The following is a 12,108-nucleotide window of genomic DNA, read 5'->3' on the forward strand; positions in this document are numbered from 1 at the left end:
TACGAATCTCAGGCTCGTCGCTGCCGCTAACTAACTATCACAGATCGGGCCAATACGTATTGACCCCACTCTAGGCCGCTGCTACGGTCCCGAGTCAATACGTATTGGGTGCAAGGAGGAAACCCCATGTCAGGTATTCATCCGCCCGCCGGAACACTCGGCCGCCGGACTCTCCTGAAGGCCGGCGCCGGCGGTCTCAGCCTCGCCGCGCTCGCCGATCTGGCTGCCTGCAGCAAAGACGGCGGCAGCTCGTCGAAGTCGCTGAAGATGCTGTACTTCGGCGAGCAGGCGGCCGCCACCCAGCTGCAGAACCGGCTGCAGCCCCAGATCGCCAAGCTGGACGCGAGCATCAAGTTCGAGATCTCCGCGATCAACGGCACCGACTGGAACGACTTCCTGGCCAAGGTGCTGACCCAGATCGCCGCCGGCACCCCGCCGGACATCATCAGCGTCGCGACCGAGGGCCTGCAGCTGATGGCGTCGAAGGAGCTCGCGATCCCGCTCGACGACTACGTCACCAAGGACCTGTCGGCACTCAAGGAGTACTTCGCCGACATCCACCCCGCGCTGGTCGAGTCGATGATGTACCAAGGCCACCTGTGGGAGCTGCCGGACAGCTTCAACGCCGGGAACATGTTCTACAGCACCGAGCTGTTCCAGCGGGCCGGCGTCGCACCGCCGAGCGAGACCTGGACGCTCGGCGACTTCGAGTCCGCGGCCACCAAGATCGCCAAGTTCAAGGGCATCAACGCCTTCGGCTGGGTGGTCCGGCTGTGGGGCAGCTGGACGTCGTTCATGTACGCGAACAACGCCAACCTGCTCGAGGAGGGCAAGTACGACGGCGGCGACTGGCTGTGGAACAAGGCGTACGCCGGTGACGCTGCCGCCGCCGGGCGGAAGGGCGGCTGGAAGTGGGGCGCGCCGACGGCGAACTCCGACGCCACGGTCGAGGCGCTGAACTACATGATCGAGCTGACCAAGAAGGGCCTGTCGCCGTCGCCGGACGTCGGCGGTGGTGGCACGCTGCAGGGCCTGTTCGCGTCGAACCGGATCGGGATGTCGATCGGCGGCGGGTTCTGGGCCGGCGGCCTGGCGAACGCCGGGATGAAGAACGGCAGTTTCGACGTGACGATGTTCCCGAAGTGGCAGAGCCAGCGGCACCTGTTCGGCGCCGGCGGGTACGCGATCTTCAAGTCGTCGAAGAAGAAGGACCTGGCCTGGGAGGTCCTGAAGCTGCTGGTGCAGCCGGAGACGTTCGACCTGGTGTTCCCCGGCAACGTGACGACGCCCGGCCGGAAGTCCCTGGTGACGGCCGCTCGGTACGCGAAGACCGGGCCGAAGCACTGGCCGGTCTTCTACGACACGCTGACCAAGCATCCGGACACCGCGCCGATCCCGGCTCCGCCGTACTACAACGCGCTCGCGACCGCGCTGAACCAGCGGACCACCCAGGCGATCTCGTCGGGGAACGCGAAGGTGGCCCTCGACGGGCTGCAGGCCGATCTCGAGAAGGCCGCGGGGGCGAGCTGATGTCCGCCGCGACCGCCGCCGTGGCGAAGCCGGCGGTGAAACGCCGGAGCCACCCGGCCGCGCACGGCGAGGGGCGGTTCGGGTTCGCGATGATCGCGTTGTCGGTGCTGTTCGTCGCGGTCTTCACCGCGATCCCGATCCTCGCCTCGCTCGGCCTGTCGTTCTTCTCCTGGGACGTGATCTCGACCCCGCAGTACGTCGGGCTGAAGAACTACCAGCAGCTGTTCCACGACGGGCCGGTGCTGAAGTCGTTCGGCGTCACGCTCGGGATGGCGGTCGCGATCGTCGTCCTGCAGCTCACCATCGGCCTCGCGCTCGCGGTCCTGGTCAACCAGCGCAAGCTCGTCTGGGTCCGGACGCTGTTCCGGACCGTGTTCTACCTGCCGCTGCTGGCCTCGACCGCGGCCGTGTCGATCTTCATGGGCTACCTGTTCGACTACAAGTTCGGGGTCGTGAACTACTACCTCGGACTGCTCGGGATCCCGAACGTGCCGTGGCTGACCAGTGGCTTCGCGGCAGCGTCGACGATCGTGCTGATCGCGGTCTGGCAGCAGGTCGGGTTCACGTTCGTGCTGTTCGTCGCCTCGCTGATGTCGGTGCCGACCGACGTACTCGAGGCAGCCCAGATCGACGGGGCCGGGCCGCTGCGGACGCTGTTCCGGATCAAGATCCCGTTGATCAGCCCAACGATCCTGTTCGCCGCGGTCGTTGCCCTGATCAACGCGATGCAGCTGTTCGACCAGCCGTACATCATGACCAAGGGCGGCCCGGGATCGGCGACCACGACGGTGACGATCTCGATGTACCAGAAGGGCTTCCAGAACCTGCAGTTCGGGTACGGGTCGGCGATCGCGATCGTGCTGCTGGCGGCGATCCTGGTGATCACCGGGCTGCAGTTCCTCGCGGCACGAAAGCTGGTGTTCTACCAATGAGCCTCGCACGGATCGGCCGGATCACCGGCATCGTCGTCCTCGTCCTCGCCGCGATGGTTGCCCTCGGCCCGTTGCTGTGGACGGTCACCACCTCGCTCCGGACGCCCGCGGAGGCGTTCAGCAACCCGCCGCAGTGGTTGCCGCTGCACCCCGATTTCTCCAACTACAGCGCGGTCTTCGACCGGATCCCGATCGGCCGGTTCTTCGTGAACAGCGTGCTCGTCACCGGGCTGATCGTGGCCGGGCAGACGATCACCTGCACGCTGTCCGGGTACGCGTTCGCGATGGTCAGCTTCCCGGGCCGCTCGGTGATCTTCGGGATCTTTCTGGCCACGATGATGGTGCCGCTGCAGACGATCATCATCCCGGTGTTCGTGATCATCCGGTACCTCGGGCTCTCGGACAGCCCGCTGTCGCTGGTCGTTTCCGCGCTGGGTAGCGCTTTCGGAACGTTCCTGATGCGGCAGTACTTCCTGCAGATGCCTCGCGAACTGGGCGAGGCCGCACGGATCGACGGCGCCGGGCACTTCCAGACGTTCCTGATGATCTACGCCAAGATGGCCGGCCCGGCAATCGCGACGCTGGCGATCCTGAACTTCTCCGGCTTCTGGGCGGAGTTCTACCGGCCGCTGATCTTCCTGCAGTCGCAGGACAACTTCACCCTGCCGCTCGGACTGGTCGGCCTGCAGGGGAACCTCGGCACCGGGTCGATCTCGGTCGTACTGGCCGGCGTCGTGCTGGCGATCCTGCCGAGCGTAGTGCTGTTCGTCTTCGCCCAGAGGTACTTCATCGCAGGCATCACGGCAGGAGCATCCCGTTGACCCAGATCCACACCGGCCCCCGGACGGCCGCCCATCTCCGCCCCGCGTTCCACGTCCGGCCGCCGCGCGGATACCTGAACGACCCGAACGGCCCGATCGAGGTCGGTGACGACGTCCACCTGTACTTCCAGTCGCGCTCCACGCTCGACATGCACGTACCGGTCGAGTGGGGCCACGCGACGTCGACCGACTACGTCCGCTGGACGCTGCACCGCCCGGCGATGGCGCCGCAGCCGGGCGGGCCGGATACCGACGGCTGCTGGTCCGGCAACACGGTCCTCGACAACGGGCGGATCCGCGCGTTCTACTCCGGCCGGATCGACGAACGCCCGTACCAGTCCGTGCTGACGGCGGTGTCGGACGACGGCGGCGCGTCGTTCGGACCGGCCCGGCAGGTGGTCCCGGATCCGGTCGACGACGCGCTGATGTTCCGCGATCCCTTCGTCTGGCGGGAGAACGGCACCTGGTGGCTCGCCGTCGGCGCCGGGTACGCCGACCGCGGCGCGAGCATCACGCTCTACCGGTCCAGCAACCTGCAGGAGTGGGCGTACGTCGGACCGCTCGCCGAGCTGCCCCGCCGGGTCGCGGACGGCGAGGACACCGGCGCCGCGTGGGAGTGCCCGCAGGTGTTGACGCTCGACGGCCGCCGGATCGCGGTGGTCGCGTCCTGGTCGCCGGAGTCGGGCCCCGCGGAGGTGCTGTCGTTCGACGTCGACGGGCCGGTGACGCCGCGGCGGGTCGATCACGGGACGAACTTCTACGCCGCGTCGGCGATGCGCGACAGCCGGTTCGGGCCCATGCTCTTCGGGTGGCTGACCGAAGGGCGGGACCGCGGCGGCTGGGACGACTGGGCCGGGATCATCGCACTGCCCCGGGTCGTCCGGCTCGGCGCGGACGGGTCGGTGCGGAGCGCGCCGGTCCCGACAGTCGACACGCTGCGCACCGGCCCCGGCGTACCGGCCGATGGCTGTACGACGGGGCCGCAGTGCGAGATCGCCGTACCGGACGGATCCGGGCAGGTGGTGATCCGCTTCGGCGAGCAGGAGCGGGTGCTGATCGAACTGGACGCGGACACGCTGACGATCGACCGGACCGAGGCCAGCCTCTCGCCGTACGCCCATCGCGACCGGATGCGGGTGTCCGGCGCGTTCGACCCGTCGTCCGGCCGTCCCGCGGCGCGGATCTTCCTCGATGGGTCGGTGCTCGAGGTGTTCACCAGCGCGGGGCGGGTGCTCAGTACGCGCGTGTACCCGACCACGCCGCCGACCTGGCACGTCGAAGCACCGCCCAACGCCCGCTTCTGGACCCTCGACCGCTAGACCGGCAAGTCCACGACGGCTGCTCCTCGGGTGGTTGGGTCGATGTGGTTGAAGACGACGGAGCGGCCGTCCGGGGTGATGGACGGGTGCGGGTGGTAGGGGTGGTTCTCGTGGGTGGTGGTGGTCAGGACGGTGCGTTCGCCGGTTCGGGTGTCGATGGCAACGATCGAGCTGTTGTGCTCGGCATCCTCCCAGCCGCGACCGGGGGTGTCGGCGCGGCCGCTGGTGTCCACGACGGCCCAGCGGCCGTCCCGGCTGATCCCGCAGTGCCAGTCCCGCTCCCCCGCACTGACCAGACGGGCCGCGCCGTCGGGCAGTACCTCCCACAACCCGCGCGGCCCGACCGGGCTCACGCCGTACGCGACCACCAGCAGCCCGGGACGGTGGAACATCCACCGCTCGTGCCCGACCGCGACCGGCAGCCCGGGCTCCGCGGACATCGCGAACTGGTCGGCGACGGCAATCCCCTTCGGGGCGTGGACCGGGTGGTACGCCCAGACCCGGTCGGGGACCGTCGTCGTCGAACCCTCGTGGGAGAAGGCGATCCACTGCTCGTCGGCCGGGCAGTAGTGGGCGTGGTTGGCCCACCAGTCCACGGTGACCAGCGCTTCCGCCGTACCTGACGTGAGGTCGATCTCGATCAGCGTCCGCTCCTCGCCGGCGGTCAGGACCGTGACGGCGCGCCGGCCGTCCGCGGACACGCCGACCAGCCCGTCCATCGTCGAACCCTCCGGTGGCGTGTACGCGATCCGCGCCGGACCGTCGTCCCGCAACTCCTTCAGGACAAGCCGGTTCTGCCACGGGACGATCAGCGTCTCCGCGTCCAGCGCGATGTCGATCCACGGCGGCGTTCCATCGCCGTCGAGCTCCAGCAGGACGACCTCGTTGGTGCCGTCGAGCCCGATGCCGACGACCTCGAACCCGCGGTCGTTCTCCCGCACCAACGCGACACCGCCGTGCCAGTAGCCGTTGTTGTGCGGGTACGTCGCATACGCCCGTTCGACCAGTACGTTCATGATGCGGCTCCGACGATCTGTGCGGTGCGGAAGAGAGCGGGGTTCTTCGGGGCGCTCCCGACGCCCGCGCCCCATTCGAGCCAGCCCTTGCGGGCGTCGCCGTTCAGCCCGGAGTCGTCGTCGTTCACCAGGAACGACAGCCCGAAGACCCCGGGCGGCGGACCGGCGAAACCGAGCGACTTCCACGGGATCGTCAGGCGGTACGTCGTGACGCCGGTGCCGCGGGTGATGTCGGCGGTCGCACCGGGGGTCGGGCCAACGGTCTGACCCGTCGGCGCGGCGAACGTGTAGACCGCCGGACCGCTGTCGAGCAACGCCGCACCGATCTCGACCCGCTGGCCACCGAGCACCGTCGGCAGCCGGTCGTACGTGTCGAACTGAATCGAATCCGTCTGCCAGAGCAGGTCGTTGCTGCGGGCGCCGTGATGGACGTCGTCGGTGATCCGCGCGTCGACGACCAGCGCGTCCGTGGTGTGCGTGAACCGGACCGTGCCGCCGAGGTCGGCCGGGCCGGTCCGGGTACCGCCGCGGATCGCAACGAACTTGCTCTGCTTGTCGAGGTCGATCGGCGGAAGCGTCTGCGCCGCGTTCGGCTCGATCGGCGAGTACGCGACCGTACCGCTGATCGTCTTCGCGTCGACGGTGACCCGGTAGGCGAGGTTGTCGAAAAGGCTCACCGTGCTGACCGGCAGCGTGACGGCCGCCGTTCCGTTCGCCGGGACCTCGGGTGCGGCGGCCGATCCGCCGGCGGCGCCGACGGCGTACCGGATCGCGGTCGGGGTGACGGCGCGGGCACGGTTGTTGGTCAGGGTCACCCTCAGACCGTAGCCGTTGCCGATGACAGGTTCGGCGTTCACCAGGAGTGGTTCGACGACGGTGGTCGACGAGCGCAGGCCGGCGACGAGCTGGCGATCCTTGGTGCTCACGGCAACGGCCACCGGGCGGTCGCCCAGGACGGTTGTGGCCGGCAACTGCACGGTGACGGAGGTCTTCTGACCGGGCGCGGTCACCAGTTCCGCACCGCCCACCACGAGCTTGGCCGGCAAACCTGTGCCCGGCTTGGTCCGGTCCGCGGTGACAGTGACCGGTACGTTGTCACCGGCAACTGTGCTCGCACCGACCGAGACACTGAGCGGGGACGGCGCAACGGCGGCGTGTTGCACCGCGCCGGTCACGAACACCGGGCTGGCGTCGAGCGTCAGCGTCACCTTGCCGTCGTGCGGCGTGATCGTCCTGGCGGCGCCGAACTGGTCTGTCAGTCGCAGCGGGTTTGCCGCGGTCAGCTGCACCTGCTCGGATCCGGTCGACCACAGCACACGCGTCGTCTCACCGCCGCCGGCGTACGGATAGCTGTACGCGGTCGGCGAGCCGAGGTTCTCGCGGGACTGCAGCGTCTTGCCGGACACCATCCGGATCAGCGCCGCGTTCGAGATCGCACCCGGGCTTCGGCGCCACCCCGAGAACACCGTCGGTCGGCCGCCGGAACAGCCCGAACCGGTGCTCGCGCTCGCCCGGGTCGTCGCCGTCGTCCATCGCGTCGTACCAGATGTACTTGTCGACGCCGGCGGCCTTCGCGAGGACCTGGGCGCGGATCAGGTCGTCGGCCTGCTGCGGTTCGGTCGAGCCGGCGGTGTGGGTCGGCCAGCCGTTCTCGGTGATCCAGACCGGGAGGTTCCGGCCGCCATCGAGGCTGTGGATCTGCTGCACCAGTGCGGGAAGTTCCTTGGTCAGCACGGTCTGCTCGGGGACCGTGTTCGGGCCGAGGCTCGAGTAGCCGTACATGTTGGCCGCGAACGAGTCGACGTACTTCAGCCCGCCGAGCGCGAAGAACTGGTCGAGCCAGGTCTTGTCGATGCCCGCGGTCACCGGCCCGATCACGTTCGCGTTCGGGTTGCCTTCGTGGATCGGGGCGTAGACGGCCTTGAGCATGTCGAGGTAGCAGGCCGGCGTGATGCCGCAGGCGCCGTTGTTGAAGCCGGTGCCGTTGAACTCGTTGTAGATGCCGAAGTCGTTGGTCACCGGGGCGTAGAACTGCGCCGCCGCCTTCGCGTACCGGCCGAACGCGGCCAGGCCCTCCGGTGTACTCGGCGTCCGGCCGCCGTCGTAGAACTTGTTGTTGTAGGCAAGGTTCCCCATCGGGGAGATACCCAGGGCCTTGGCCTGACGGGCACGCGCGTCGAACGAGTACGCCGGGAAGTCGTACGTCCCGGGCGCGGTCTCGACCGCCGACCAGCTGATGTCCGAGCGCGTCTGCGCCCAGCCGACGTCGGCCATCGCCTGCGCGAGCCCGTCCTCGAAGCCGGTGTAGTGCCCGAAGTGCGTGTCGACACCGAAGAACGGGTCCCGGCTCGTCGGCGCGGGTGTGACGACGCCGAACGAGGTCGACCGGGTCAGCGTCTCACCGCCGACCGTGCCCGAGAACTTGAGCGTGTAGTACCCCGGCGCCAGATCGTGTGCCGCTACCGACACGTGCCCGGTCGCGTCGGGCGTCACGTGCCCGGTCCGCAGCGGTACGCCGTTCTCGTCGCCGATCGTGTAGTCCACCGTCGGCGCGAGCGTCGCGAACTGCAGGTCCGTCGTGCCCTGGAGGAACACCAGGTCCGAGTTCGTGATCGCCAACTGCGGGAGGTCCGTGAACGTGACCGCGACCCGGCTGATGCACACGTCCGGCATCGATCCCGCGGCGGACTTCACGTCCAGCCGGAAGTCGGCACCGTTCGACCGGTTCGCGAACTTGATCTTCGACAGCTCGAACGTGTGCGACAGCCACGTCCGCGTCCCCGTCAGCGGCTGGTTGGACGAGCCGGTCCACGGGTTGCTCACGCTGTCGTACTGGACGTCCATGTTCGTCGCGCCGGCGTCGTAGTAGTCGACGGTCACCAGCGCGCGGTCCGCGCCGGCCGGGATCGCGGCGTCCGCGACATCGACGTACAGGTAGCGGACGTACGGGTCGTTGGACAGCTGCCAGCACGGGCGGCCGTCCTTCTCGGTACTGGCGTGCGCCGGATCCTTGTCGGCGTCTCCCGGCCAGGCGCGGACGACACCGGAGTACGACGGGGTGCTGCCGAGGACTGCGACCGCGTCCGGTTCGACGGCGGTCGCGGTGAGTGGGGTGAGCGAGGCGGCGAGTAGGGCGGCGGCGACGATCGGGCCGGCCAGCCGGCGGAACGGGCGTGGATTCATCGAAACTCCTGACCGTGCGTGGGAGCGAGGGTTCCGGAACCTGAGGGCCCGGACGCTAGCCGATCCGAGTGGTTGTGGGCAAGCGCTTGCCGTCCGTTATTTTCGAAGTTCCCGATTAGCGCAGGGATTCGGGGTTGCGGAGGCTCCGGCAAGCTGGGACAGCGCTGTCCCAGGCGTGCGGATATCATGTCGGCGTGCCGAACGAACCGAAGGTGACCACCCGACTGGCCGATGTCGCCCGCGAGGCCGGGGTGTCGCCGTCGACCGCGTCCCGGGTGCTGAACGGCAGCGCCCGGCAGGTCGCCGACGAGTACCGCGAGCGGGTGCTGGCCGCCGCTGAGCGGGTCGGGTACACCACGAACCTCGCCGCCCAGGCGACCGCCCGCGGCCGGTATCCGGCGATCGCGCTGGTGGTCGGGGACATCCGCGACCAGTTCTTCGCGCGGATCGCGTTCGGCGCGATCCGGGAGGCGGCGCGCCGCGGGTACGTGCTGAACCTGCTGTCCACCGAGGGCGACGCGGACCGCGAGCGCAGCCTCGTGCACGACCTGCGCCGGCAGCGGCCGGAGGCGCTGATCCTGGTGCGAAAGCGCGACACCACGCCGACCGCGGGCTCGAAGCTGCTGCAGGAGCTGATGGAGTTCGAGCGCGAGAGCGGGCGGGTGGTGATCGTCGGCGAGCCGTCCGAGCCGGTGCTCGCGATCCGGCCGCCGGACTTCGACGGCGCGAAGGACCTCGCCACCGCACTGCTCGGGCTCGGGTACCGCGACTTCGCGGTATTCAAGGCCGATCCGCTCGTTCCGTCCGCGCAGGACCGGCTGGACGGATTCCGCGCCGGGTTGTCGGCCGGCGGCGTCGCGTTGCCGGACAGCCGGGTCTACCCCGTCGAGCGGAGCTTCCCCGGCGGGGCTGCGGCGGCCGCGGCGTACCTCGCCGACGGCCGCGACACCGAGCTGATCTTCTGCACCGAGGACGAGGTCGCGCTCGGCGCGATCCAGCACCTGCGCGCCGCGGGGTACGCCGTCCCCGAGCAGCTCGCCTTCGCCGGGTACGGGCGCCGCCGGGTGAACCCGTTCGGCGAGGAGGACTGGCTGACCACGGTCCGCTCCCCCTTCGAGGAAATGGGCGCCGCCGCCGTCGACGCCGCCCTCGGCCCCGCCGTCACCGGCATCCCCCGCTCCACCCCCGAGGTCCACCTGGGCCCCAGCACCCCACCCCGCACCCCCGCCTGAGCGTCAACCGCGCCGGAAACGGCGGGAATGCATCCGGGAATGTGTCCCAGTAGTTGGTTGTGGGTGAGCGACAGCATGCGCATTTCGTAGCGCTACAACCCGATCCTCGGTCTTGACAGCGTCGTTCGGCGGACCGTAGCTTTCGGGAAAGCGCGTTCCCGGTGTGGTTTCCCGAGGCGCGCACGATCTTCCAGCCACGGAGCACCTCGATGACGATGACCGTTCAGCGGGCGGACCAGGGATCGCCGCCGGCCGCATCCGCCGGTCCACCGGCACGCGCACAGCGCCTGAGCCTGGCCGCCCGGATCAAGCGGGACCGGCTGCTGCTGCTGTTCGCCGCGCCCGGCATGCTGCTGCTGGTCCTGTTCCACTACCTGCCGCTGCTCGGGAACGTGATCGCCTTCCAGGACTATCTGCCGTTCCTCGGGTTCCGCGGCAGCGAGTGGGCAGGGCTGCACAACTTCTCGGTGCTGTTCACCGGCGACAGCGACTTCCTGACCGCGCTGCGGAACACGCTGGTGCTGTCACTGATCCAGACCGTGTTCGTGTTCCCGATCCCGATCCTGCTCGCCCTCGCGCTGAACAGCCTGCTCTCGGAGCGGGTGAAGAAGCTGGTCCAGTCGATCCTGTACCTGCCGCACTTCCTGTCCTGGGTGATCGTGGTCTCGCTGTTCCAGCAGATCCTCGGCGGCAGCGGGATGGTCAACCAGTTCCTCCGCCAGCAGGGCTGGGGCGTACTGAACGTGATCGGCAACCCGGACGCGTTCTTCGCCGTACTGACCAGCCAGGTGGTCTGGAAGGACAGCGGCTGGGCGACGATCCTGTTCCTCGCGGCGCTGTCCCGGATCGACGTCGAGCAGTACGAGGCGGCGGCGGTCGACGGCGCGTCCCGTTGGCGCCAGCTGTGGCACGTCACGCTGCCCGGTCTGCGCGGGATCGTCGTACTGCTGCTGATCCTGAAGCTCGGGGACTCGCTCACCGTCGGGTTCGAGCAGATCATCCTGCAGCAGCCGGCCGTCGGTCAGCAGGCCAGCGAGGTCCTCGACACGTACGTCTACAACAACGGAATCGTCAACGGGGACTGGGGTACGGCGGCCGCTGTCGGCCTGGTGAAGGGACTCGTCGGCGCCGCGCTGGTCTTCGGTGCGAACAAGATCGCCCACCTGTTCGGCGAGGCGGGGGTGTACCAGCGATGAGAAACGGTCAGCCCCTGCCGGGCATGCTGTCCCGCAGCTTCCGCGGGGTCGCGCTGGCGGTCTGCTGCTTCCTCGTACTGTTCCCGTTCGTCGGCGTACTGACCACCAGCTTCGCCGGGCAGGACGACGTGAACCGCACCGGCGGCCTGGTGATGCTGCCGCGGGAGTGGACGCTCGAGGCGTACCGCGCGATCTTCTCCGGCGGGGTGGTGACGCGCGCGTTGCTGGTCAGCGTGTTCGTCACCGCGGTCGGGACGCTGTGCTCGATGGCCGTCAGTACGCTGCTCGGTTATGCGTTGGCGTCGCAGGAGATGGTCGGCCGGAGCTGGATGCTGATGCTGGTCCTGCTCAGCCTGTTGTTCTCGCCCGGCCTGATCCCGAGCTACCTGATGGTCAAGCAGCTCGGGCTGATCGACAGCCTGTGGGCGCTGATCGTGCCGACGATGCTCAGCGGGTTCAACGTGATCGTCGTCCGGGCGTTCTTCATGGGGATCCCGGACGAGCTGCTGCAGAGCGCCCGGATCGACGGCGCGAGCGAGTGGGCGATCTTTCGGCTGATCGTGCTGCCGCTGTCGAAGGCTGTCCTCGCGGTGGTCGGCCTGTTCTACGCGGTCGGCTACTGGAACGCGTTCTTCAACGTGATGCTCTACATCAACGACCAGTCCAAGTGGACCTTGCAGTACGTGCTGCGGACGTACGTCGTGAACAACACCCGGATCGGCAGCGACCAGGTCAACGTCGACGCGCTGCCGCCGCAACCCGCACTCCAGATGGCCGTCCTGGTGGTGTCCATCGTGCCCGTGCTGCTGGTCTACCCGTTCCTCCAGCGACACTTCGCCAAGGGCGCCCTGACCGGCGCCGTCAAGGGCTGAACCGCCT

10 protein-coding genes are annotated in these 12,108 nt (G+C 68.9%); 7 read left to right on the top strand and 3 right to left on the bottom strand.

All coding sequences use genetic code 11. The features are described from left to right. Positions 1 to 126 precede the first annotated feature (126 nt). From ACXJJ3_RS14065 to ACXJJ3_RS14080, 4 genes are read left to right on the top strand one after another with little or no spacing between them, the layout of a single operon-like run. Positions 127 to 1,530, top strand: coding sequence for an ABC transporter substrate-binding protein (locus ACXJJ3_RS14065; protein ID WP_458170470.1), 1,404 nt, complete (start codon positions 127 to 129; stop codon positions 1,528 to 1,530). After that, a complete protein-coding gene (locus ACXJJ3_RS14070; protein ID WP_458170471.1) occupies positions 1,530 to 2,462 on the top strand; it encodes a carbohydrate ABC transporter permease in 933 nt (310 codons plus the stop codon). The genes ACXJJ3_RS14065 and ACXJJ3_RS14070 overlap by 1 nt, the downstream gene beginning before the upstream one ends. Then, a complete protein-coding gene (locus ACXJJ3_RS14075; RefSeq protein WP_458170472.1) occupies positions 2,459 to 3,283 on the top strand; it encodes a carbohydrate ABC transporter permease in 825 nt (274 codons plus the stop codon). The genes ACXJJ3_RS14070 and ACXJJ3_RS14075 overlap by 4 nt, the downstream gene beginning before the upstream one ends. Further along, the gene (locus tag ACXJJ3_RS14080; protein ID WP_458170473.1) at positions 3,280 to 4,602 is read left to right on the top strand and encodes a glycoside hydrolase family 32 protein; all 1,323 of its coding nucleotides are present in this window, start codon (positions 3,280 to 3,282) and stop codon (positions 4,600 to 4,602) included. The genes ACXJJ3_RS14075 and ACXJJ3_RS14080 overlap by 4 nt, the downstream gene beginning before the upstream one ends. On the opposite strand, the gene ACXJJ3_RS14085 is transcribed toward ACXJJ3_RS14080, so the two are convergent. From ACXJJ3_RS14085 to ACXJJ3_RS14095, 3 genes are read right to left on the bottom strand one after another with little or no spacing between them, the layout of a single operon-like run. Beyond that, positions 4,599 to 5,618 (bottom strand): hypothetical protein, encoded by a 1,020-nt coding sequence (locus ACXJJ3_RS14085; RefSeq protein ID WP_458170474.1) that lies wholly within the window; start codon positions 5,616 to 5,618, stop codon positions 4,599 to 4,601. The genes ACXJJ3_RS14080 and ACXJJ3_RS14085 overlap by 4 nt on opposite strands. Next, entirely contained in the window at positions 5,615 to 7,027 is a 1,413-nt protein-coding gene (locus tag ACXJJ3_RS14090) for a hypothetical protein (RefSeq protein WP_458170475.1), read from the bottom strand. Before ACXJJ3_RS14090 ends, ACXJJ3_RS14085 begins: the two co-directional genes overlap by 4 nt. After that, positions 6,945 to 8,801, bottom strand: coding sequence for a hypothetical protein (locus ACXJJ3_RS14095; protein ID WP_458170476.1), 1,857 nt, complete (start codon positions 8,799 to 8,801; stop codon positions 6,945 to 6,947). The genes ACXJJ3_RS14090 and ACXJJ3_RS14095 overlap by 83 nt, the downstream gene beginning before the upstream one ends. A 194-nt stretch (positions 8,802 to 8,995) precedes the next feature. Here ACXJJ3_RS14095 and ACXJJ3_RS14100 point away from each other — a divergent pair, with 194 nt between their 5' ends. The 3 genes from ACXJJ3_RS14100 to ACXJJ3_RS14110 all read left to right on the top strand — a co-directional run bounded on the left by ACXJJ3_RS14100 (position 8,996) and on the right by ACXJJ3_RS14110 (position 12,101). Beyond that, complete coding sequence (locus ACXJJ3_RS14100) at positions 8,996 to 10,033, top strand: LacI family DNA-binding transcriptional regulator (protein WP_458170477.1); 1,038 nt, start codon at positions 8,996 to 8,998, stop codon at positions 10,031 to 10,033. Positions 10,034 to 10,242: 209 nt separating this feature from the next. Further along, on the top strand, positions 10,243 to 11,229 hold the full coding sequence (locus tag ACXJJ3_RS14105) for an ABC transporter permease (protein ID WP_458170478.1): 987 nt from the start codon (positions 10,243 to 10,245) through the stop codon (positions 11,227 to 11,229). Beyond that, positions 11,226 to 12,101 (top strand): carbohydrate ABC transporter permease, encoded by an 876-nt coding sequence (locus ACXJJ3_RS14110; protein ID WP_458170479.1) that lies wholly within the window; start codon positions 11,226 to 11,228, stop codon positions 12,099 to 12,101. The genes ACXJJ3_RS14105 and ACXJJ3_RS14110 overlap by 4 nt, the downstream gene beginning before the upstream one ends. The last annotated feature ends 7 nt before the right edge of the window (positions 12,102 to 12,108 follow it).

Source organism: Kribbella sp. WER1, assembly GCF_054189145.1.